The sequence below is a fragment of the Mesorhizobium newzealandense genome (assembly GCF_042682145.1).
GTDB classification, from domain to species: Bacteria; Pseudomonadota; Alphaproteobacteria; order Rhizobiales; family Rhizobiaceae; genus Mesorhizobium; species Mesorhizobium newzealandense.
Genome location: NZ_JBHUGZ010000008.1, coordinates 133,678 through 154,687, shown reverse-complemented (window position 1 = coordinate 154,687; position 21,010 = coordinate 133,678). Strand labels below are relative to the sequence as shown.

At 63.1% G+C, this 21,010-nt stretch carries 19 protein-coding genes and 1 pseudogene; 7 read left to right on the top strand and 13 right to left on the bottom strand.

Annotation, left to right across the window (positions count from 1 at the left end):
- Nucleotides 1-83 precede the first annotated feature (83 nt).
- The 7 genes from ACFSOZ_RS13720 to ACFSOZ_RS13690 form a co-directional block, all read right to left on the bottom strand.
- Complete coding sequence (locus tag ACFSOZ_RS13720) at nt 84-2,261, bottom strand: tetratricopeptide repeat protein (protein ID WP_379098577.1); 2,178 nt, start codon at nt 2,259-2,261, stop codon at nt 84-86.
- Between the two features lie 287 nt (nt 2,262-2,548).
- The gene (locus ACFSOZ_RS13715; RefSeq protein WP_379098574.1) at nt 2,549-3,622 is read right to left on the bottom strand and encodes an aminopeptidase; all 1,074 of its coding nucleotides are present in this window, start codon (nt 3,620-3,622) and stop codon (nt 2,549-2,551) included.
- Nucleotides 3,623-3,881: 259 nt separating this feature from the next.
- Nucleotides 3,882-4,364, bottom strand: coding sequence for a transcription elongation factor GreA (greA, locus tag ACFSOZ_RS13710; RefSeq protein ID WP_379098571.1), 483 nt, complete (start codon nt 4,362-4,364; stop codon nt 3,882-3,884).
- A gap of 43 nt (nt 4,365-4,407) precedes the next feature.
- Nucleotides 4,408-4,557 (bottom strand): hypothetical protein, encoded by a 150-nt coding sequence (locus ACFSOZ_RS13705; protein WP_379098568.1) that lies wholly within the window; start codon nt 4,555-4,557, stop codon nt 4,408-4,410.
- A 17-nt stretch (nt 4,558-4,574) separates the two neighbouring features.
- On the bottom strand, nt 4,575-5,576 hold the full coding sequence (locus ACFSOZ_RS13700; protein WP_379098562.1) for an NADP-dependent oxidoreductase: 1,002 nt from the start codon (nt 5,574-5,576) through the stop codon (nt 4,575-4,577).
- A 32-nt stretch (nt 5,577-5,608) separates the two neighbouring features.
- Complete coding sequence (locus ACFSOZ_RS13695; RefSeq protein WP_379098822.1) at nt 5,609-6,475, bottom strand: alpha/beta fold hydrolase; 867 nt, start codon at nt 6,473-6,475, stop codon at nt 5,609-5,611.
- Between the two features lie 85 nt (nt 6,476-6,560).
- Complete coding sequence (locus ACFSOZ_RS13690; protein ID WP_379098556.1) at nt 6,561-7,376, bottom strand: oxidoreductase; 816 nt, start codon at nt 7,374-7,376, stop codon at nt 6,561-6,563.
- 102 nt (nt 7,377-7,478) lie between these two features.
- On the opposite strand from ACFSOZ_RS13690, the gene ACFSOZ_RS13685 reads away from it, so the two are divergent.
- Nucleotides 7,479-8,045: a TetR/AcrR family transcriptional regulator gene (locus ACFSOZ_RS13685; protein WP_379098551.1), complete on the top strand. Its 567-nt coding sequence runs from the start codon at nt 7,479-7,481 to the stop codon at nt 8,043-8,045.
- Between the two features lie 167 nt (nt 8,046-8,212).
- On the opposite strand, the gene ACFSOZ_RS13680 is transcribed toward ACFSOZ_RS13685, so the two are convergent.
- Nucleotides 8,213-9,598, bottom strand: a complete 1,386-nt coding sequence (locus tag ACFSOZ_RS13680) for a glycosyl hydrolase (protein ID WP_379098548.1) — start codon at nt 9,596-9,598, stop codon at nt 8,213-8,215.
- A 331-nt stretch (nt 9,599-9,929) separates the two neighbouring features.
- Entirely contained in the window at nt 9,930-10,127 is a 198-nt protein-coding gene (locus tag ACFSOZ_RS13675; RefSeq protein ID WP_379098545.1) for a hypothetical protein, read from the bottom strand.
- Between the two features lie 600 nt (nt 10,128-10,727).
- On the opposite strand from ACFSOZ_RS13675, the gene ACFSOZ_RS13670 reads away from it, so the two are divergent.
- Genes ACFSOZ_RS13670 through ACFSOZ_RS13655 form a run of 4 tightly spaced genes read left to right on the top strand, consistent with a single transcriptional unit; the run spans nt 10,728 to nt 14,618 of the window.
- Nucleotides 10,728-11,732, top strand: coding sequence for a sugar ABC transporter substrate-binding protein (locus tag ACFSOZ_RS13670; protein WP_379098543.1), 1,005 nt, complete (start codon nt 10,728-10,730; stop codon nt 11,730-11,732).
- Nucleotides 11,729-12,733: an ABC transporter permease gene (locus ACFSOZ_RS13665; protein ID WP_379098540.1), complete on the top strand. Its 1,005-nt coding sequence runs from the start codon at nt 11,729-11,731 to the stop codon at nt 12,731-12,733. The genes ACFSOZ_RS13670 and ACFSOZ_RS13665 overlap by 4 nt, the downstream gene beginning before the upstream one ends.
- Nucleotides 12,730-13,494, top strand: a complete 765-nt coding sequence (locus ACFSOZ_RS13660) for an ATP-binding cassette domain-containing protein (RefSeq protein ID WP_379098537.1) — start codon at nt 12,730-12,732, stop codon at nt 13,492-13,494. The genes ACFSOZ_RS13665 and ACFSOZ_RS13660 overlap by 4 nt, the downstream gene beginning before the upstream one ends.
- 38 nt (nt 13,495-13,532) lie before the next feature.
- Nucleotides 13,533-14,618: a Gfo/Idh/MocA family protein gene (locus ACFSOZ_RS13655; protein ID WP_379098819.1), complete on the top strand. Its 1,086-nt coding sequence runs from the start codon at nt 13,533-13,535 to the stop codon at nt 14,616-14,618.
- Between the two features lie 137 nt (nt 14,619-14,755).
- Here ACFSOZ_RS13655 and ACFSOZ_RS13650 read toward each other — a convergent pair whose 3' ends face one another.
- On the bottom strand, nt 14,756-15,031 hold the full coding sequence (locus ACFSOZ_RS13650; protein ID WP_379098534.1) for a hypothetical protein: 276 nt from the start codon (nt 15,029-15,031) through the stop codon (nt 14,756-14,758).
- 213 nt (nt 15,032-15,244) lie between these two features.
- Between ACFSOZ_RS13650 and ACFSOZ_RS13645 the strand changes: the two genes are divergently transcribed.
- Together ACFSOZ_RS13645 and ACFSOZ_RS13640 are read left to right on the top strand one after the other, a co-directional pair.
- The gene (locus ACFSOZ_RS13645; protein WP_379098531.1) at nt 15,245-17,266 is read left to right on the top strand and encodes an amidase; all 2,022 of its coding nucleotides are present in this window, start codon (nt 15,245-15,247) and stop codon (nt 17,264-17,266) included.
- Between the two features lie 35 nt (nt 17,267-17,301).
- Nucleotides 17,302-17,459 (top strand): annotated as a pseudogene (locus ACFSOZ_RS13640) (ABC transporter ATP-binding protein); the annotation flags it as partial.
- Between the two features lie 43 nt (nt 17,460-17,502).
- Here the strand turns inward: ACFSOZ_RS13640 and ACFSOZ_RS13635 are convergent.
- Genes ACFSOZ_RS13635 through ACFSOZ_RS13625 form a run of 3 tightly spaced genes read right to left on the bottom strand, consistent with a single transcriptional unit; the run spans nt 17,503 to nt 20,730 of the window.
- Nucleotides 17,503-18,996, bottom strand: a complete 1,494-nt coding sequence (locus ACFSOZ_RS13635) for an aldehyde dehydrogenase family protein (protein ID WP_379098528.1) — start codon at nt 18,994-18,996, stop codon at nt 17,503-17,505.
- A gap of 26 nt (nt 18,997-19,022) precedes the next feature.
- Nucleotides 19,023-19,667: a ThuA domain-containing protein gene (locus ACFSOZ_RS13630; RefSeq protein ID WP_379098525.1), complete on the bottom strand. Its 645-nt coding sequence runs from the start codon at nt 19,665-19,667 to the stop codon at nt 19,023-19,025.
- 40 nt (nt 19,668-19,707) lie between these two features.
- Nucleotides 19,708-20,730: an LLM class flavin-dependent oxidoreductase gene (locus tag ACFSOZ_RS13625; RefSeq protein ID WP_379098522.1), complete on the bottom strand. Its 1,023-nt coding sequence runs from the start codon at nt 20,728-20,730 to the stop codon at nt 19,708-19,710.
- Nucleotides 20,731-21,010: the final 280 nt, after the last annotated feature.

The window sequence follows — 21,010 nt, the reverse complement described above, 5'->3', positions numbered from 1 at the left end:
CCCTCCCCGGTCGATCAAGCGGCTTCGCTGCAGCCTAATCTAGTCCCGCGCCGGACGCGAGCGTGCGCGACCGACGCGCGCATCTACTGAACCACCGCGAAGTGGAACACCTTGCTTGAGTTGACGAAGGAATAGCCGCCGCCTCCATCGTCGCGGCGTTTGTAGACAGGTCCGCAGTCGGGGCGCCCGAACATATTCTCGCTCAGCTCGCACAAGAGGTCGCCATTGACGTAGACGGTCTCGGTGACCAGCCGCGTCGTCGAGCGGAAGGCCGCCTTGCCATCGCTCCCGATCTGAAGGAAGGCTGTTTGGAGACCGGGTTCTAGCTGGCCCTGCAGCGTATGGCCCAGCACCAGCGAAGCGATTTCCCCGCCCTTCAAGCGGTTGTGCTCGTCGCCGGTGAAGCCGAACGGCCATTCGGGCAAGCCCGCCTGCTGCAAAGCGTCGATGATGAGAGCGAAATCCCGGGGATTACGGTATTGGGCACCGTTGACCCGGTATGCGGACAATGAATCGAACCCCGGTGTCGACATGGCACCTAGTCCCTCGGCGACCGCCGCCCTCGCATCCTTCAGGCGGCCGGCGCGGGCGTAAGCGGCACCGAGGGTAATTCTGAAATCTCCGACTGACGGCGCATCGTCGTGCGTGCGTTCGAGCGCCTCGATCGCCTTGTCGTTGCTACCTTGAATGAGAAAGACCAGACCGGCAATTTGCCGGTTGATGGGTGAAAGATTGGGATCGAGCCTGAGCGCCGTCTCGACCGCTGCGGCTGCCTCGGCATGATTGCCGGCGAACAGTTGCACGTATCCTAGAGCTATTTGCGTCTCCGCATCGCCGGGGCCGAGTGCGACGGCTCGCTCGGCCGAAGCGATGGCTTCCTCGTAGCGGCGATCCACGACCTGCATGATGCCAAGAATCGCATAAGGCGACGAAAGGTCCGGGTCGAGCTGCAGCGCACGGCTTGCCTTCTCATAGGCGCGCTTGCGCGCGGGCGCGCTCTGCATGATGTCGTTGAACGATTCGCGCCAGATATAGACGGTCGTGCTTGCATCGGCCGCGAAGGCTTCGGCGAAAGCGGGGTCGAGTTCCTCCGCCTTGTCGTAGAGCGTGAGCGCCTGCCGCAGCCCGTCGCGCCGGCCGGTTCGTGCTGTCTGCTCGGCCCGAAGGTAGAAGTCGTAGGCTTCGAGGTTTTCGGTCGGCGGGCGCGCCATGCGCTCGCTTTCCGCTGCCGAAGGTTGCATGCCAAGCGCCTTGGCGATCTCCGCGCTCATCTCGTCCTGAACACTGAACACGCCGGCCATGCCGCGGTCGAACCGGTTGGCCCACAGATTGTCGCCCGTTGCCGTATCGATGAGCTGGGCATTGAGGCGGATCTGCTCACCAGTGCGGCGGACGCTCCCCTCGACGACGAAGCGGACGCCAAGGTCGCGCGCGACGTCCGCCAGCGCTGCAGGCTTGTCCTTGTAGGCGAACACCGAGTTGCGCGCGATGACGTCCAGACCGGAAAGCTTGGTGAGGTCGGTGATCAGGTCTTCGGTGATGCCGTCAGCGAAATAGTCCTGGCCTGGATCGCCGCCGAGGTTTGCAAACGGCAGCACGGCAACCGATGGCCGCGATGGCACCGAGAACTTCTGCCACGCAAAAATGCCGGCAATCGCGGCAATCGCCAGGGCGGCGGCGCCTGCCAGGATCATGACGCGCAGGCCCGGCCGGTGGGGCGCGGCCGTGACCTTTCCCGAGGCCGCGGGATCGAGCAAGAGGCGATAGGCGCGAACCGGATCGGCGATGTTCTTGAGGCGCTGCTCTCCCAGACTGGCAAAGCCGACGTCCACCTTGTGGACGGCATGATCGAATGCGGTTCCGGAGATGCAGATTCCGCCTGGCTCGGCCATGGCCTCCAGGCGCGCGGCAATGTTCACGCCATCGCCATAGATGTCATCGCCCTCAACGATGACGTCGCCGAGATTGACGCCGATGCGAAACCGGATCTGCCGGGCATCAGCGGTGCCCTTGTTGCGCTCCGCCATCCGGCGCTGGATCACGGCAGCGCACTGGACGGCATCGACGACGCTGGCGAACTCGACGAGCGCGCCGTCGCCCATGAGCTTGATAATGCGGCCGTGGAATTCCTTGATCGCGGGGTCGACCAGTTCGCGACGGCAACCCTTCAAGCGTTCGAGCGTGCCTACCTCGTCCTCGCCCATGAGGTGGCTGTAGCCAACCACATCGGCAGCAAGTATCGCGGTAAGCCTTCGCTCCATACCTGCCTGCGCCCTCCCCGGTCGATCAAGCGGCTTCGCTGCAGCCTAATCTAGTCCCGCGTCGGACGCGAGCCTGCACGACCGCTATCCAGAGGGATGTCGGGTTACTCAGTAGGTGCAACGCGCCGATCCTTCCATCCGCGAGTTCTGAACGGAATCCTCTTCGACAAGATGTCCGCTTAGGTCAACAGCGCCGGCTTGGCTGAGTGTCTGCTTTGGAGGCGCCGAAATGCAGTGGGAGCGACCGACTCGCAAAAGCTATTCCTGCACCGCGCCGCTTGGGGACTTCAGCTTGGACCGGCTCGATCACATGTAGCTGCCGTCTTGAGCGCTTCGGCGCGGTGAGCCCTGTCTAACGCTCCGATCCGTCGAACCGACGCGAAGAACCGTGGATAGTCGCCCGAACACAAGTCGAACAAGCGGAGAAACGTCGCCACCTGATCGCCGTAAACGGAAGTCGCGGCGAGTTTCGCGTTGTTAATCGGAGCATTGAACCAGACATCATATCCCCGGTATCCACCCCAGCGCCTGTCGCGCATCTCGCGGTAGCGCATCCGCAGCCGTTCGATCGCGGCTTTCTTTGCGGCCCGCTTCTGGTCCAAGGTACCCGCGTCGTCATAGACATGCGCTAGCTCGTCCCGGGTGTGCGACAGCAGCGCAAGAAATTCGGTCTTGCGCTTTCGACCGGCTTCGTAACGGCGCAATCCGGCGATATCACCAGCCGCGCGCAGCCATTTCCTCACGCCGGTTGTTTCGACGGCGACAGCGAACGCCTCGTTGAATGCGGAATCGTCGTTCACATAGACGCGCTGGTGGGCCAGTTCATGGAAAACCAGCCCTGCAAGATACGTTTTATCTTGGCTGAGCATCGTGCTTAGCAGCGGGTCACTTGACCAGCCAAGCGTGGAATATGCAGTGATGCCCGTCACATAGACGTCCAGGCCCTGGCTTTGAAGTTCGACAGCGGCTTCAATCGCAGACCTTTTGGAGAAGTATCCTCGGTACGGAACGCATCCGAACACCGGAAAGCACCATGTTCGTGGCGTCAGCGAGAATTCCGGCGCGGCGAAGATGGCCCATGTCACCGAGTCCCGACCAACGTCAACATAGCTGCGGTAGCTATTGTTGTCCGGCAGCGCCAGTTCATCTGTCGCGAACTGCCGTATGGCGCTCGCCGATACCATTCGAGCGCGTAGTGCCTCAGGGGTCGAAGGATCCTCGATCAGCTCTCCGACATCCTGGCGCGCCGTCATGATCTCCACATGACCCTTCAGGGATTGCGCGTAGTAGGAAATGCTGGTGCAGCCAGTCACGCCGGACATCACGATCATCGCAGCAGCCGAACGAAAAAATCCACGCATCACGGTTTGCCCACAGCACTGCTCACACGTCCGGATAGGGCAAATGTCGCAACTACGCCCGGTCCCAAACAGTCGCACCAAATTTGTTTGAGGTCCGGGATGGGGTTTAGGTCAGACGTTCGTCCTCGGCAAGGTCAGCACAATGTGGTCACTCGCTGCGCTTCACTCACGGAATATCAAACGTGACAGCGGCGGATGACCGTGACGAGGTCCAGAACGTGCCTGCAATTCGGTCGCGCGTCGTAACCCCGATGTCCAACTAAGAAATGGACAGGATCTCGATTTCGCGCTGCCCTAGCTGGACAACGTCGCCAACGGTTTTGCCAATCAGCGCGATGGCAACCGGCGAACCATGCGATATGGAAGCTTCAGACGGGTTGGCCTCATCCTCGCCGACGATGCGGAAGGTCTGAGTGCGGCCATCGTCACGCTCGAAGGTAACGGTGTGACCGAAGGCGATCACTTCATTGGACGTCGGCGCCGACATAAGCTGAGCCGTACGGACGCGTTCAGAATAATAGCGCATATCGCGAACCGGAACCGCCGACTGCCGTCGCCTCTCGTTGACATCTTCCAGCACGTTAGCGGCTTCGAGAGCCTGCTGAGCGCGAGCCAATTCATCCTGCAGCATCTTGAGGCCCGTCTCGGTGACGAGGTTGATCCGATTGGAGATAGGGCGCGCCGGCAGGATGGTTTCCGATGCTGCCTCGGCGCTTTCCTCCTTGGCAAATGCTACACTCAATTGGTTGGGACTCCGTGTCGAACACTGTTAGTAGTCGGATAACCTACAGCCGACAACAAAGTTGCAACAATTTGACGACTGGCTTCGGCAGAAACGGAATGTCCACAAAGGGTTGCTCAGGACCCGGCCCGGACAGCGTGCCGGCGCCGCCCACCACCGTCATCATCAGCAGCATCCAGTCGAGGTCGAACACCGGCCCGACATGGAAGGCTACCTGACCTTGATCACGACCTTGCCCTTGGCACGTCCTGTTTCGACGTAGGAGAGGGCCTCATTGGTCGCTTCAAACGGAAAGACCCGATCGACAACCGGGCGGATTGCTCCGGATTCGATGAGCGAGGTGATCCTGCTCAGCTGATCGCCTTGCGCTTCCATGAAAAGGAACGAAAACTTCACGCCACGGCGCCTGGCTCTGGTCCGGATACCGCGGCTCAACAGGCGCAATAACAACCTCAGCACCAGGTTCAGTCCCTGCTTCCTGGCAAATTCCGGATCCGGTGGACCGGAGATGGAGATCAGCTTGCCACCCGGCTTCAGCACATTCAGCGATTTTTCTAGCGTCTTGGCGTCCTGGCTGTTCAAGACGACATCGTAGCCAGACAGGACTTTCTCGAAGTCGTCTTTCCTGTAGTCGACGACGACATCGGCGCCGAGACCCTTGACCAGATCGGCACTCGCTGCACCAGCGGTCGTGGCAACGGTCGCGCCGAGGTGCTTTGCCAGTTGAATGGCGAATGTCCCCACGCCGCCGGAGCCGGCCTGGATGAAGACCTTCTGTCCCTTCTTCAGGTCTGCCCTTTCAATGAGCGCCTGCCAGGCGGTCAGGCCGACCAGGGGGATCGAGGCCGCCTCCTCCATGCTGAGGTTTTTGGGCTTCAGGGCCACGTCGGCCTCGTCCATGGCGATGAACTTGGCGAACGTCCCGACCCGGCCATCGCGCGGCCGCGCATAGACATCGTCGCCGAGTTTGAACTTGCGGACTTTGAGTCCCACCCGGACAACCGTCCCCGCCACGTCGTGGCCCAGGATGAAGGGCCGGCGATAGGGCAGGATGAGCTTGAACTCTCCGGTCCTGACCTTGGAATCGAGGAGGTTCACTCCAGCGGCATGGATTTCGACCAGGACATCATTGTCCTGGAGTTCCGGCTCCGGCATCTCGGCCAGCCGCAGGATGCCCTTCTTGTTATACTTGTCGACAACGAATGCTTTCATGCTCGTGACTTTCTGAAATTGTTTCTTGGGCGCTAGGCCTCGACGAAAGAAAGGGCTTTCGGGACGAAATCGGCGTAATTCTGGAAGATCCCGCCATGCCCGGCATCCGGATAGATCACCAGTTGCGCCCCCGGGATACGTCGGGCGAGATCGTAGGTATTGGCGCTCGGCACCATCCTGTCCTGATCGCCATTCGCAACCAGCACAGGAATGTTGATAGCGCCCAGATCTTGCGGCGCCTGCAGTCCATAGGCCCTGATCGCCTTGAGTTGCGCACCGAACGCGCTCAGCGATATCGGCTTGTCCCGGTTGGTCCGGCGCTCCTTCAGCCGTTCCAGAAATGCTCTCGCGGCGCGGCGCCCATTCGGCGTCGTTGTGAAGAAGAGATAGTATTTCGCATCCCGAAAAGTCAGCGCGCCCTTGATCATGTCCATAATCGTCAGCGGCGTCACCTTGTCGATGCCCTGGCCGCCCGCCGGCCCGGTGCCGGACAGGATGAGTTTGCGGACAAGCCTGGGCTCGCTCAGCACAATCTCCTGCGCCACGAAGCCACCGAGTGAAAAGCCGAAGAGATCGACTTCTTCGAAGCCCAACGCCCGGATAAAGGCGACGGCATCGCGCGCCATCCCGGAGATGGTTGACGGCGTTTTGCCAGCCGAAGCACCGATGCCGCGATTGTCGAAGGCAATCACCCACCGGGTCGCAGCGAGGCCATCGACGATGCGTGGATCAAAATTGTCCAGCTGGGCGCCCAGATGGTTGAGCAGGATCACCGGCACGCCCGTCCTGGGTCCGAGTTCCCGGTAAACAAATGCCGTACCGCCGACATCGACAGAGAGGGTGGGCGCGTCCTGGAACGATACCCGTGAATGGGGCGACGGATTGAATGTACGTGTCATGTTTGACACCTCCGCGCTATGGCGTCTGACCAACTGTGTTGTGGTTGCCAGTCTCATATGCGTGAACTCCTTCGCCTGCTTGTGTTCAAGCCGGCAGGCGGAACTGCTTGCGCAAGCTCTTGTCGAATATCCCCGCGGGGGCAAAGCGGCGCAGCAGGCTGACCTGCCGCGCGGCCTTGCCAGCGGTGTAGCGCCGGCGCGGACGGGCATCGGTCGCCGCCTTGACGACCACCTTCGCCACCACCTCCGGCCGATCGGCTGTCGGCATCACCTCGCTCAGCAGCGCCTTGAGCCCGGCCCGAGCCCGATCGTATTCCTTCAGCAGCGAATCCGGCTCGATGCCGTTCTGGTCGAAGACGGTACGCACGAATGCAGGCTCGATGACCGAGACGCGAATGTTGAACGCACGAACCTCGTAGTCGAGCGATTCCGAATAGCCCTCGAGTGCGTGCTTGACCGCCGAGTAATGCGCTGAGTATGGGGCGGGCACCAATCCCAGTATCGAGCCGATGTTGATGATGTGCCCTTCGCCCCGCCGCCGCATCGACGGCAACACCGCGTTGGTCATGCGGATGACACCGAACAGATTGACGTCGAACAGCGCCTGCACCTGTGCGACCGAGGATTCCTCGGCGCCACCAAGCAGACCGACGCCGGCATTGTTGACCAAGAGGTCGATCCGGCCGGTCCGCGACAGGACCGTCGAAACGAGTGCAGCGACGGCCTCGCCGTCGGTCACGTCGCAAGCCAGCATGGTCACGCCGTCCGGCTCGTTGCCGGCCTTGCGGCGGCTCGTCCCGAAGACAGTGAACCCCGCCCGCGCCAGGGCCTCGGCGCTGGCGCGGCCGATGCCCGAGGAGGCTCCGGTCACGACAGCGGTTTTTCCAGAATTGATATTCATTTCGTGCTCCAAACGCAGGAGGGCTAGCTTTTTCGCCCCGGTTGAATTACACTCATAATAACAAATTACGACCATAATGCAATAGCAGAAAGGAATGCAGCCATGCGCTACGAAAAGGGCCGAAAGGACGCGTCACGCGGCCGGATCTTGGAGGTCGCCGCGGACCGTTTTCGCAGCGACGGCATCGCTGCGTCCGGACTGGCAACCATCATGAGCGACGCCGGGCTTACCAACGGCGCCTTCTATCCGCACTTTCAATCCAAGGCTGAGCTTGTCCGCGAAAGCGTGGCGGCGGCCATGGAGCTTCAGTCGCAGCAACTGGCGGAAGCACTGGCCTCCGGCGGCCCGGAGATGGGCATAGAGGTGTATCTGTCAGCTGAGCACCGGGACAATCCGGAAAAGGGTTGCGCGTCCGCCGCGCTGCTGCCGGAACTCGCGCGTCAGCCATCTGAAACCCGCGAAGTCTATGCCGACCACTTGCTGACTTTGGTGCGCCAGCTGGCTGAAGCCCTTCCGCGGGCCAAGGATCCGGAAGGCGCGGCGCTGGGTGTCTTTGCAACGCTCATCGGCGCGCTGCAACTGGCCCGCGCAATGGAAGGAACGGAATTGTCGGATCGCATCCTCGCGGCGGGGAAAGATGCGGCGCGGACGCTGATTGAGCCGCGTTAGAGCAATTCCAGGAAAAGTGTGTAACGGTCTTCCGTCCGGAATTGCGTCAAACAAAGAGATAGAGCGGTTCTGCGTTTCCGTGAAACGATGAACCGCTCTAGCCCCGCCCTTGCCGCCCCCTCACCGCAAATCCGCGCGAAGGTCGCGCACGCAAAGAGACGGCTCCATCATTGCAGGCTGGGCGAAAGCGCGATGATAATCGGATGGTCACTGAGCGTAATTTCGACCGAACGCACATCGCTCAGTGTTCCGACAGGCTCAACGCCAATTGTTGGATCGTAGGTTCTTACCAACGCGCGCGTCTCGCCAAAATGGACCGTCACGCGATCTTGACCGCTCAACCGTTCGCCCCACACAATAAGTTGGAACGTGCCGTCGCTGTGCTGCAGGAGTAGATCGTGAACGGTCTCGGGTTGGTCTGCGATCGTGAAGTCGAGTTGGCCGGGTCTGGCGAGGATACCTTTGTCCGCCAAAATCGTCGTAAGGTTGTGAAGGTAGATCGCAGCCAGGCGGCGTGAATAATCAGCCTTGTAGAAGCCGAAAGATTGATTGCCGTCTTCGTCGCTACGGTCCCGCAACAGATAGACCGATGTATAGGCGTAGCCGCGCTTGAACTGCGCGAGGTACAAGCTCATCAAATTCAAGCCGTGCATTTGCTCCGTGACCGGACCTCCGATCGTGGTCCCGGTCTCGGTCGTGACACGCGGCAGCGTGTTGAGTTGCTCTTGGGTGTAGCCCCGAAACCCTCTCGCCCACGTGACACCGAAGTTGCCGAATAGCCCGTCCACTTTGGCTGCGGCGGTCGGATCGGCAGCGTGCCATGTCTTGTTGTCCGCCGGATACGGAGAATGCGAGTGATAGATGTAGTTGTGCACATTGGCGTAGTCGGCATACGTCGTGCCGTCCGGCATCTTGGTTTGGGCGCCGGGTGGGATCGTAAGGAACTGAAGGCCGACATTGTCTCGCTGCGCGCCGGGTTCGGAGATCGACCAGACAGGATACTTCGCAAGTACCGGATCACTTTTGACCGCCTGATAGAGATCGCGCTGAAGCTTTGCGACCGCCATCCATGAAGGCTCCCCACCGCCGCCTTTCTCGCCCTGATAGGTGACACCCCAGGTGTTCGGCTCGTTGTTGCCCTCGAACGCGAGTAGCGCGCCGGCTTCAGCAAGCACCTTACCCGTTTCGACCAGCTTCTTCACATCCGTCCCACCACTGACCAATCCCCAACTCAGACGCACGCCGGTTTCGCGATGCAGTTCCAGAAAGGTTTGGATGGTTGTGGGGCCCTTGTCGCTCAGACCTTCTATTCCCGCCCTTACCCATCGAAAGCCGCAATAGCGGACCATTTCGACAGTCCTAGCCAAAGGCTGGCCTCGATCGGGGAATGTGGTAACGACGCCGATGCTATTGAGAAAGTCGTTCGTCGCAACGGCGGTTTTGGGCGCTGCAAATGAATGGCGAGGTGATATCGACACCACAGCCAGCGCCACCCATGCGCCGACGAGGGAGCGAAGCATTTTGGACGGGTTGATCATCACCTGGGACTTCAAGCCTCCTCTAACCCGCATGTCGCCACGGCGCATCGCCTGCCTTGGCGAGCCGATCAATTCTCACCGGCCGCGCACTCGGAAACCTAAACAGAGTACCGCTGATGATGTCGCTCCGTCGATTTGTCGCCTGTAGGATCTCATACCGGTTCCGGGTGAAGCCGCACATATCGCAATTTGGATGAATCATCGACAAATGGGGCGCAAAGCGTCGGACTTGACCCGGAGCGGTATGGAGCTTGTTCAATACGTCGCGCGGGGCCTCTCAGATCTGCAAGAAGGCGGGCAACATCGCCCGGTTGATTTGCATGGGCACGACCGGCCGGTCGAGGTCCTAAAGATCGAGAACGACCATCATGCCGCGGACTTCGGCCATTTCGAGCAGCAGATCCTGCAGGCTTTCGTCCAGTGCGGCACCGGTCAGCGCCAAAAGCTCGGCAACGCTCTCTCTCATCGATATGACGGCGGCGCCGGTCTTCTCGGAAAGCAATCGCCCGATGGCCGTGCGGATCAGATCGTCCTGATCAGACATCGTGTCACCTCCCACAGCTCCACAGCCTTCTCCCTGCTCCCCATGCCTCACCCGCGCTTTTTACGACAGGGCCTCGTTTCCCTTACGGTATGATTTTTTGAAGTGGCGTCCGCCGCTGTGCTCAAGCCTGCAACGCATCTGAAAGCGGCCGACCGTCTTCAGGATTTCAAACGATCCATTCCCCAATCTCGCCACCTGCACAAAAGTAGCGACCAAAACCGGTGCTGGCCAAGAGGCTCCCTCGGTACGGCATTCGCGTCGTGGTTGTAGCGCACAGCTTGGCTTCTGTCATGCAAGCCAGCCAATGCCGCGGCGCAGCACAGGTAAAATCACTGCGCACCATTTTAAATCTTGACGCGTGTCAATTTTTTATAAAACATGCGGAAATGCTGGCAGGCATCGGCCAGCGCTCTGGGAGGAGCAATGCCTGACGAAAGAGGACCCGAACCGGGACCGCAACCTTCCCATCCGGAGGCCGGCATCGGCTTGTCGGCAGCTCCCTACGCCAGGCGTTGGGGTCGCTTGCGTCCTCTCAGCCATTTCATTCGCCGAACAACGAACCTGATGCAGGTCGTCAAAGTAATCAGGAGGAGGAAAAACATGCGCACGTTCAATTGCCTGAAACTCAGCACAGGCCTGCTTGGCGCAGGCATGATTGCTACCATCATCTCAGCGCCCGTCCACGCCGAGGACGCGGCGAAAGTCGCCGCCATCGTCAAAGGCCTCGACAACCCATTCTTCCAGACCATGCAGAAGGGCATCGAAGAGCAGGGCAAGGCCAGCGGCGTCAATGTCAGCGTCCAGGCCGCCGCCAACATGGGTGACGCCACCGGCCAGGCCGACCGCCTGACCGCCATGGCCATGCAGGATTTCGATTGCTACCTGGTCAATCCGATCAGCGTCTCCAACCTCGTCCAGGCGCTGGTGCCGGTCGCCCAGAAGAAGAAGCCGATCGTCAACATCGACAGCACCATCGACCCCGAGCAGGCCAAGGCCGCCGGTTTTGCCGTTTCGACCTATATCGGCACCGACAACGTCGCCGCCGGCGCGCTGGCCGGGGAGGAGATGTTGAAGCTGGTGCCGAAGGGCTCCAAGGTCGCTCTCATTGCCGGCATCGTCGGCGATGTCGGCAGCAACGCCCGCATCAAGGGCTTCAAGCAGGCCGTCGAAGGCAAGCTCGAAGTGGTGGTGATGGTCAGCGCCGACTGGGATCGCGAAAAGGCGTTGACCGCCGCCACCGATATCCTCGCCGCCCATCCCGATCTCGCCGGCTTCTTCGCCGCCAACGACATCATGGCGCTCGGCGTCGAACGCGCCGTGCAGACCTCGGGCAAGGACGTCAAGGTGATCGGCCTCGACGGCATCGTCGACGCGCTGAAATCGATCGCCGCCGGCGAACTCTCCGCCACCGTCGCCCAGTACCCCTATGTCGTCGGCGCCATGGGCGTCGAAGCCTGCGCGGTGGCTGCCAAGGGCAAGGAACTGCCCGCCAACGTGCCGGCACCGGTGCTGCTGATCAACAAGGACAATGCGGAAGCGTCCTTGAAGAACTTCCCGCGCCCCGGCGGCGACTATCCCGATCCCTTCCGCGAGATGCTGAAGTGAGCTTGCCTTCGGACAACGCACCCGCCGCCCATTCGGCGGGCGCGGCGGAGGAGAGCCGCCCCTCCCTGTCGGCTCTCCTCCTTGATCCTTCCTTCTGGGCAGACTGGGCGTCCGTCGTCGGCCTGGTCGGCCTCGTCATCGTCTTCGGCATTGCCCAGCCGGTCTTTCTCAGCGTCGCCAATCTGCAGGCACTGCTGCTGGCGGCGGCTATCCTGGTCGTGCTGTCGATCGGCCAGACCTTCGTCGTCGCGACGTCAGGCATCGACCTGTCGCTGGCGGCCGCCGTCATGCTCGGCGCCATCATTCTCGGCCTCGTCAATGCCGCCGGCTACGGCATCTTCATCGCTTGCGTGCTCGCCGTCGCCGCCACCAGCGCCGTCGGCTTCCTCAACGGCCTGATCATCACCGCCGGCAAGATCCCCGATTTCGTGGTGACGCTCGGCACGCTGTCGGGCATCACCGGCCTTGGTCTCATATTGTCAGGCGGCGAGCCGACCATGGTCGGCTCGACCTTCCTGCTGCGCCTGGCGTCGGGTTCCTTCGGACCGTTCGGCTATCCGGTCTGGGTGGCGATCGCGGCCGTCATCGTGGCCCATATCGCGCTCTACCACACCCGCTTCGGCGTCCATCTGCTGGCGACCGGCGGCCAGACCGAAAGCGCCGGCGCGCTCGGCATTCACACCGACCGGGTCAAGATCGCCGCCTATACGATTTCCGGTTTCTGCGCCGGCATCGCATCGCTGCTTCTGGTCGCGCGCATCGGTTCGGCCGAGCCGCTGATCAACACCAGCCTGCTCCTGAACTCGGTGGCGGCGGTGGTGCTGGGCGGCGTCAGCCTGTTCGGCGGCCGCGCCAGCATTCTCGGCCCGGCCATCGGCGCGCTGATGCTCACCGCGCTCGTCAACGGCCTGACCCTGCTCAACGTGTCGGCCTTCTACCAACCGCTTGCCGTGGGCGCCATCGTGGTGCTGGCGGCGCTGATCATGCGGTACCAGAAATGAGCGCTGCCAATCACATCCCCGCCGCCGATGCGATCATCGCCTGCGAAGGGCTGAGCAAGCATTTCGGCGGCATCCGCGCCTTCACCGACGTCGCCTTCCAGGCCCGCCGCGGCGAGGTCACCGCCGTCATCGGCGACAATGGCGCCGGCAAGTCGACACTGATCCGCAGCCTGGTCGGCGTCCATCAGCCGGATGCCGGCAGCCTGTTCTTCGATGGCCGGGCGCGGCCCTTCGCCAATCCCGACGAGGCGCGCAAGGCCGGCATCGAGACCGTGCACCAGAACCTGGCGCTGATCGACGAACTGACGGTCGCGCAGAACCTGTTCCTCAACCGCGAGATCGTGCGCCGCATCGGCCCCTTCGCCCTCCTCGACCGCAAGGCGATGAAACGCGAGGCCCGCTCCATGCTGTCGCGGCTGTCGATTAACGTGCCGTCGATCAACCAGCGGGTGAGGCGCCTGTCAGGCGGCCAGCGGCAGGCGATCTCGATCTGCCGCGCCGTCGGCTCCGGCGCCAAGCTGGTGGTGATGGACGAGCCGACGGCCGCACTCGGCGTGCAGGAAACGGCCAATGTCGAGGCGCTGATCCGGCGCCTGCGCGATCAGTCGGTCAGCGTCATCCTGGTCAGCCACAATTTCGATCAGGTCCGCCGCCTGTCCGACCAGATCTGGGTGATGCGAGCGGGAAAGATGGCAGCGACCGTGCGCGCCTCGGAAACATCAGGCAACGAACTCGTCGCGCTGGTCACCGGCGCGGTGTGAAAACAAACAAGTTGGCTGAAGTTGAAAAGGAGTGTGCCGTGGCGGTGATCCGTGTCGGGCTTGTCGGTCTTGGAGAAGTCGCGCAGTCGATCCATTTGCCGGTGCTGGGCGATCAGCGAGACCGCTGGACAATCGCCGGCGTGCACGACGTGTCGCCAAGCCTGGTGGCGTTGTGCACATCGCAGTACCCGACGGCAAAAACCTACGAGACGGCCGAGGCGCTGATCAACTCGCCCAACATCGACGCGGTCTTCGTGCTGTCGTCCGACGACACCCACAGCCGCTTCGTGCGTGCCGCGATCAAGGCCAACAAGCACATCCTGCTGGAAAAGCCCGCCTGCCTTACGGTGCGCGAGATTGACGACGTGCTGGCGTTGATGCCGGGCTACGACAAGACGCTTTTTGTCGGCTACATGCGCCGCTACGCGCCGGCCTATCTGGCGGCCAGGGATGAACTGCCCGCCTTCGCCGACATCACCCATGTCCGCATCTTCGACCTGATCTCGGAAGGCCGGCATTTCCTCAGGAAAAGCCAGAACGTCCTTTACCCCCAGGACATCGATCCTGCCCTGCTGGCGCGTGGCACGAAGGAACGCGATGCGCTGATCCGCGAAGTCGTCGGCGCCGACGCGCCCGCCGATCTGGTGCGCGCCTATCGCGGGCTGACGGCACTGTCGTCGCACCACATTTCGGCGATGCGCGGGCTGCTCGGCGAGCCGGCGCGCGTGCTCGCCGCGCACCGCACCAATGGCGGCGCCAACACCAGCATCACCTTCGACTACGGCCATTTCGCTTGTCTGTATGACGCGGTGGTCGACGATCTCGGCCTGTTCGACGCCATGATCGAGGTGCGCTCCAACACCAGGCGGGTGCGCATCATCTACGACACGCCCTATATCCGCAGCCTGCCGACGCGGCTGGAGGTGACCGACGCCGGCCCGCTCGGCCCGGTGACCAGGACCATCGGTCCGCTCTATGGCGACGCCTTCTCCAACGAGTTGGAGATTTTCCACCGCCACATCAGCGAAGGCACCAGGCCGCTGACCGACCTCGCCGATTCACGCCGCGACCTGGCGCTGATGGCCGATATCATCGAGCGCATGAAGGAGAGCGGCCGGCATTGAGCCTGTTTCGAAACTCGCTCTGGTGAGTCATATGGTGGTTGTTTCGGGGTCGCGGAGCGACGAGCACAGCGGACATTTGGGTCCGTGAGCACCGGAAGCGCAGAAAACGCCATCAGATATCAGCCAGAGTAGAGTTTCTACTTCCCGCAATGGTGATCGTTGATCTTGTTCAATGCATTCGCGTCGGGCCCGACGCGATGGTAGGAGCACGCTCCGGCCGCCGTGGTGAACAGCTGCTGATCATAGTAACGCTGGCCGCCGAACAGGACGTCGATGAGATCGTCATCGGCGGGAACGTAGCGTTCGGACTGGGCCTTGTGGTGGTGATGTCGGTCGCCAGCGAACGCCGAAGCGCAAATGGTTGAGCCCATCGCGAAAGCGAGAGCCAAGATCGCAACGCATTTCGTGGTCATCGGCAACCTCCTGGCCATTCGGAATCACACCATACATCCAAAATCGCCAGTCGGACAAAGGTTCCCAAAGGGAGCGGTTTCGCGAGCCCGGCAGACGCGGTATCGCGGCTATGCCAAATGCCGCCAAAGACTGCCGTCAAGCGCGTTTGGCTCTTGCCCAAGCCTGCGGCCGCGGTCATCCATGACGCTGAGCCGACAGCCTTGGAACCAGCGATGACCGATGCCAGCCTCCACATCGTCGAAGCGACGATCGACCAGTTGCGCCGCGCGCTCGACGACGGCACGGCGACCAGCGTCGAACTGGTCGGAGCGTATCTCAGGCGCATCGCGCATTTCGACCGGCACGGGATCAGCCTCAACGCCGTCCCGGTGCTTAATCTTGCGATGTTCGAGGAGGCCGCCGCCTCCGACCAGCGGCGCCGCAACGGCGCCGTGCTCGGGCCGCTCGACGGCATCCCCTACACCGCCAAGGACAGCTACAAGGTCGCCGGGCTGACGGTGGCTGCCGGCTCCCCGGCTTTCGAACATCTCGTCGCCAACGAGGATGCCTTCACCATCGCACGACTGCGCGCCGGCGGCGCCGTGCTGATCGGCCTCACCAACATGCCGCCGATGGCCAATGGCGGCATGCAGCGCGGCGTCTATGGCCGCGCCGAAAGCCCCTACAATGCCGACTACCTGACCGCCGCCTTTGCGTCGGGCTCGTCGAACGGCTCCGGTACGGCGACATCAGCCAGCTTCTGCGCCTTCGGGCTTGGCGAGGAAACCTGGTCGTCCGGCCGCGCGCCGGCCACCAACAACGCGCTGGTCGCCTACACGCCGTCGCGCGGCGTCATTTCGGTGCGTGGCAACTGGCCGCTGGTGCCGACCATGGATGTCGCGGTGCCGCATACGCGCAACGTGCCCGACCTGCTCGAACTGCTCGACGTGATCGTCGCCGTCGACCCTGAGACACGAGGCGATTTCTGGCGCGTGCAGCCCTGGGTCGCGCTGCCGAAAAGCTCCGACGTGCGGCCGCCGCGCTACACGGACCTCGAGCTTGCGGGGTCGCTGAAAGGCATGCGGCTCGGCGTGCCCAAAATGTATATCGGCCGCGACACGGGGGCCGATGCGCCCATCGAAACCCGCGCTTCAGTGCTTGCCTTGTGGGAACAGGCGGCGGCCGATCTGAGGCGGCTTGGCGCCGAGGTGGTGGAGGTCGATTTCCCCGTCGTCTCCAACTATGAGCGCGACCGGCCCGGCGCGCGCAGCATGGTCGAGCGCGGGCTGGTGCCAGAAGAATTCGCCGACCGCGAAATCTGGGATCTCTGCATCTGGGCGTGGGATGATTTCCTGCGCGCCAACGCCGACCCGGCGCTGCCCGATCTCGTCTCGGTCGATGGCGGAAAAATCTTTCCGCAGCCGCCGGGCACGCTGCCCGACCGCTATGAGGGCGGCTTTGACCTCTCGGAATATGTCGAGCGGGCGCGATCCGGCGTCACACCGGCCGCGGATATCCCGACGCTCGCGGACGGCCTGAAAGGGCTGGAAGCGACAAGGCGGATCGATTTCGAGGACTGGCTGGACGCGCAAGGCATCGACGCCGTGGTGCTGCCCGCCGCCGCCGATGTCGGGCCGGCCGATGCCGACATCAACGAGGCGTCCGCCGCCCTTGCCTGGCGCAACGGCACCTGGGTCGCCAACGGCAATCTGGTCTGGCGCCATCTCGGCATCCCGACCGTCACCGTGCCGATGGGGACGATGGCCGACATCGGCATGCCGGTCGGCCTCACCTTCGCCGGCAAGGCCTATGACGACGAAAGGCTGTTGCGCATGGCCGGCGATTTCGAACGCTCCACCCAGCGCCGCAGCCGCCCGCCGCGCACGCCTGAACTGGCCGACGATGTTTTTTCAAGCCTCTCCGGCCAAGCCGGGAACAGCACGGCGCCCGCGCTCACCATCGCGCTTGCCGCCGAGACGCGGCCGTCCGCCGATCAGCACGAGATCACCATCACGCTCGACCTGCCCGGCGAGGCGAACGGAGCGGGCAGCGTCAAGGTGCACGTCAACGGAAAGGCCGTCGCGCTGCAGCGAAGCGGCGCCCGCCTCAGCGGACGTGTGCTCGTCCCGGCCGCCGAACACCAGCGCTTCCACAGCATCTGGCGCGGCTCGTACGGCTCGATCGTGACAGCCGTGGTGCGGCTGGAGGATGGCCGCACCGCCGGCGCCTATGCGGTCACCGGCGGCATCGGGTGACTGGTGAAGTAGCGCACCCACTGTAGAGTTCCTTCGCGCCCCCCTCTGTCCTGCCGGACATCTCCCCCACGAGTGGGGAGATTAGCCGTCACCGCGGCCTTGGCCAATCTTCGACGTGATAGGAAGAGAGCCTGCGCCAAAACTGCCAATCTCCCCACTCGTGGGGGAGATGTCCGGCAGGACAGAGGGGGGCGCCATAGAGCGCCACCGCAGGAGTAGAGTTTCCAACCGCTCTCTCAATCCGTCCTGATCCAGACCCCCTTGGTGTTGAGATATTCGTCGAGATGCTCGGCACCGCCCTCGCGGCCGTAGCCGCTCATCTTGTAGCCGCCGAAGGGCACCGCCGGATCGATCGCGTGATAGGTGTTGACCCAGACCGAACCGGCGCGCAGGCGGTTTGCCAGTTGGTGCGCCTTGCCGACGTCGCGGGTGAAGACGCCGGCGCCCAGTCCATAGGGCGTGTCGTTGCCGCGCCGCACCACCTCGTCCAGCGTGTCGAACGGCAGCGCCGAGATCACCGGGCCGAAGATCTCTTCCCGGGCGATGCGCATGTCGTCGGTCACGCCCGAGAACACACTCGGCGCGATGAAGTTGCCCGCACCGAGCCCGCCTTCGGTGATGCGGTTGCCGCCGGTGACCAGGCGGGCGCCCTGCCTGGTGCCGTCCTCTATGAAGGCGGTGACGCGTTCGAGCTGCCTGGGCGAAATCAGCGGCCCGATCTCGGTTTCGGGATCCGCGCCGTCGCCGATCCTGAGTTTTGCCGCATAGGCCGAGACCCGCTCGACGAATTCCTCGTAGATCGGCCGCTCGACGAACAGCCGCGAGCCGGCAATGCAGATCTGGCCGGAATTGGCAAACACCGACATCGCCGCTATTGGCACGGCGCGCTCGAGATCGGCATCGGTGCAGATGATGACCGGCGACTTGCCGCCGAGTTCCAGCGACACGCGCTTCATGTTGCCGGCCGAGGCGCGCAGGATGCTCTGGCCGGTCACTGTGGAGCCGGTGAAGACAATTTTGTCGACGTCCATATGGGCGGCGAGCGGCGCGCCGGCTTCCGTGCCGGTGCCGGTGACGACATTGACGACGCCCCGAGGCACGCCGGCTTCCATCATCAGCGCGCCGATCAAGAGCGGCGTCAGCGGCGCTTCCTCGGAGGGTTTGAGCACGATGGTGCAGCCGGCCGCCAACGCCGGGCCGATCTTCCAGATCGAGGCGGCTGTCGGCGCGTTCCAGGGAATGATGGCGCCGACCACGCCGACCGGCTCCTTGCGCGTGTAGGAGACGATGTCGCCCGGCAGCGAATTGCCGATCGTGTGGCCATGGATCGACGTCGCCATGCCTGCATAGAAGCGCAGCATGCCGAGCACCCGGTTCTTGTTGGCGAGCGTGCGCACGATCGGCATGCCCATGTCCGTCGTGTCGGAGAGCGCGATCTCCTCCCAGTGCAGCTCCATCAGGTCGGCGATCCTGAGCAGCAGCATCTGGCGCTCATAGGGCTTGAACCGGCTCCACGGCCCATCGAAGGCGCGCCGGGCGGCGGCCACCGCGAGGTCGATATCGCTGGAATCGGACAACGGCACGGTGCCGATCACGGCGCCGGTAGCGGGGTTTCGCGTCTCGAAAGTGCGGCCGCTGCGCGCGTCGCACCAGGCGCCATCGATCAGCATCTTGCGGTGCCGGCCATCGATCGGCGTGTGCAGGGGCAGGCCTTTAACCGACACCGTCATGTTCCTGTCCTCCTTCCGCAACCTACCTAGCGGGCGGCCCAGACAAGGCCGCGCTCGACAATCAGCGCCATCTCCGGAACCGCGAACTCGTCGGCATTGTGTCCGAGCGCACTGTAAAAGACCTTTCCAGCCCCGTAGCGACGCTTCCAGACAACCGGCATGACGACACCGCCTATCCCGGGGAAATGCGCGTCCGTGAAGGTGGTCGTGGCCAGCACCTCATTGCCCGGATCGACATGCATGTAATATTGCTCCGATCGATAGGCGAAATCACTGATGCCGCTTGTGATCGGATCATCCGGTCTGGTGACGGCGACCGTGTAGTCGATGATGTCGCCGGGATGGGCGACCCATTGGCCGCCGGTCATGAACTGATAATCGGTTTCGCTGCGGAAGCTGTCGCACATCGTGCCGTGAAAGCCACCGAGCCCGCTGCCCTGGCGAACGGCGAGAACCAGGTTCTGAAGTTCGGCCTTTTCGATCGTCGACATCGTGATCACGGGCACGATGAGATCGAAGGACGCAAGCTTCAGATCGGCGAACATCGCCGTGCCCTCGCCGAGCGTGACGTCGAAACCGTTGCGTTCAAGCAGGGCGCGCACGATCTTCGCGCTCTGCTCCGGTGTGTGTCCTTGCCAGCCGCCCCAGGCAATCAAGGCTTTCTTCGGCATCTTGTCTCTCCCTGCATTATCCGCCTTGATCGATCCGAGTTCAGCGCCAGCCCAGCGCCGGAGCGACATGGGTCAGGATCGCCTCGATGACATGCGCGTTGTAGTCGACGCCGAGCTGGTTGGGCACCGTGAGCAGCAGCGTGTCGGCCTCGGCGATCGCCTCGTCCTGCGCCAATTCCTTGACGAGCACATCCGGCTCGGCCGCATAGCTGCGCCCGAAGATCGCCCTGGTATTTTCCTCGATGAAGCCGATCTGGTCGCTGCTCTGGTTGCCGCGCCCGAAATAGGCGCGGTCGCGATCGTCGACCAGCGCGAAGATGCTGCGGCTGACCGAGACGCGCGGTTCGCGCTGATGCCCGGCCGCCTTCCAGGCCTCGCGGTAGATGCGGATCTGCTCGGCCTGCTGGACGTGAAACGGCTTGCCGCTCTCGTCGAATTTGAGCGTCGAGCTCTGCAGGTTCATGCCAAGCTTCGCTGCCCATTCCGAAGTGGCGTTGGTGGCAGCACCCCACCAGATACGCTCGCGCAAGCCCTCGGAATGCGGCTCCAGGCGCAGCAGGCCGGGCGGGTTGGGGAACATCGGCCGTGGATTGGGCTGTGCGAACCCCTCGCCCCGCAGCGTATCGAGGAAGACCTCGGCGTGATGGCGCGCCATATCGGCGTCGCTCTGTCCTTCCTGCGGCACGTAGCCGAAGTAGCGCCAGCCATCGATCACCTGCTCGGGCGAGCCGCGGCTGATGCCAAGCTGCAGCCGGCCGCCGGCAATGATGTCGGCAGCACCGGCGTCCTCGGCCATGTAGAGCGGATTCTCGTAGCGCATGTCGATGACCGCTGTGCCGATCTCGATGCGGCTGGTCCTGGCGCCGACAGCCGCCAGCAGCGGGAACGGCGTAGCGAGCTGGCGGGCGAAATGATGGACGCGGAAATAGGCGCCGTCCGCGCCCAGTTGCTCGGCCGCGACGGCGAGGTCGATGGACTGCAGCAGTGCGTCCGATGCCGACCGCGTCTGTGATTGCGATGAGGGCGTCCAGTGCCCGAATGACAGGAAACCGATTTTCTTCATGCCATGCGATATATGGAAGTGGCGGATGGATTGCAAAGCGGTTCGCCCTGGCAGCAGCCTCCCCGCCATCGCGGCGGATCGATGCTTTGCGGAGGGAGAAGCCGATGCTGAAAAGGACCCGCATCATCGAGATCGAGGCGCTTGTCCCGGCGCCCTTCGCCGCCATGTTGCTGGGCGTCGGCCGGCGACGCCGGTCGCATCAAATAATCCTGATCCGCGCGTGGCACGATGGCGCTCTCATTGCGAAACCGGCTAGAAGTGGTAGCTACCATTGCGTATA

Excerpts from the sequence above, each read along its gene's own strand:
- ACFSOZ_RS13700 (WP_379098562.1), bottom strand. The coding sequence starts at position 5,576 with ATGAAAGCATTCGTTGTCGACAAGTATAACAAGAAGGGCATCCTGCGG.
- ACFSOZ_RS13645 (WP_379098531.1), top strand. The coding sequence starts at position 15,245 with ATGACCGATGCCAGCCTCCACATCGTCGAAGCGACGATCGACCAGTTG.
- ACFSOZ_RS13650 (WP_379098534.1), bottom strand. The coding sequence starts at position 15,031 with ATGACCACGAAATGCGTTGCGATCTTGGCTCTCGCTTTCGCGATGGGC.
- ACFSOZ_RS13715 (WP_379098574.1), bottom strand. The coding sequence starts at position 3,622 with ATGCGTGGATTTTTTCGTTCGGCTGCTGCGATGATCGTGATGTCCGGC.
- ACFSOZ_RS13670 (WP_379098543.1), top strand. The coding sequence starts at position 10,728 with ATGCGCACGTTCAATTGCCTGAAACTCAGCACAGGCCTGCTTGGCGCA.
- ACFSOZ_RS13720 (WP_379098577.1), bottom strand. The coding sequence starts at position 2,261 with ATGGAGCGAAGGCTTACCGCGATACTTGCTGCCGATGTGGTTGGCTAC.
- ACFSOZ_RS13675 (WP_379098545.1), bottom strand. The coding sequence starts at position 10,127 with ATGTCTGATCAGGACGATCTGATCCGCACGGCCATCGGGCGATTGCTT.
- ACFSOZ_RS13690 (WP_379098556.1), bottom strand. The coding sequence starts at position 7,376 with ATGAATATCAATTCTGGAAAAACCGCTGTCGTGACCGGAGCCTCCTCG.
- ACFSOZ_RS13635 (WP_379098528.1), bottom strand. The coding sequence starts at position 18,996 with ATGACGGTGTCGGTTAAAGGCCTGCCCCTGCACACGCCGATCGATGGC.
- ACFSOZ_RS13625 (WP_379098522.1), bottom strand. The coding sequence starts at position 20,730 with ATGAAGAAAATCGGTTTCCTGTCATTCGGGCACTGGACGCCCTCATCG.
- ACFSOZ_RS13660 (WP_379098537.1), top strand. The coding sequence starts at position 12,730 with ATGAGCGCTGCCAATCACATCCCCGCCGCCGATGCGATCATCGCCTGC.
- ACFSOZ_RS13685 (WP_379098551.1), top strand. The coding sequence starts at position 7,479 with ATGCGCTACGAAAAGGGCCGAAAGGACGCGTCACGCGGCCGGATCTTG.
- ACFSOZ_RS13630 (WP_379098525.1), bottom strand. The coding sequence starts at position 19,667 with ATGCCGAAGAAAGCCTTGATTGCCTGGGGCGGCTGGCAAGGACACACA.
- ACFSOZ_RS13695 (WP_379098822.1), bottom strand. The coding sequence starts at position 6,475 with ATGACACGTACATTCAATCCGTCGCCCCATTCACGGGTATCGTTCCAG.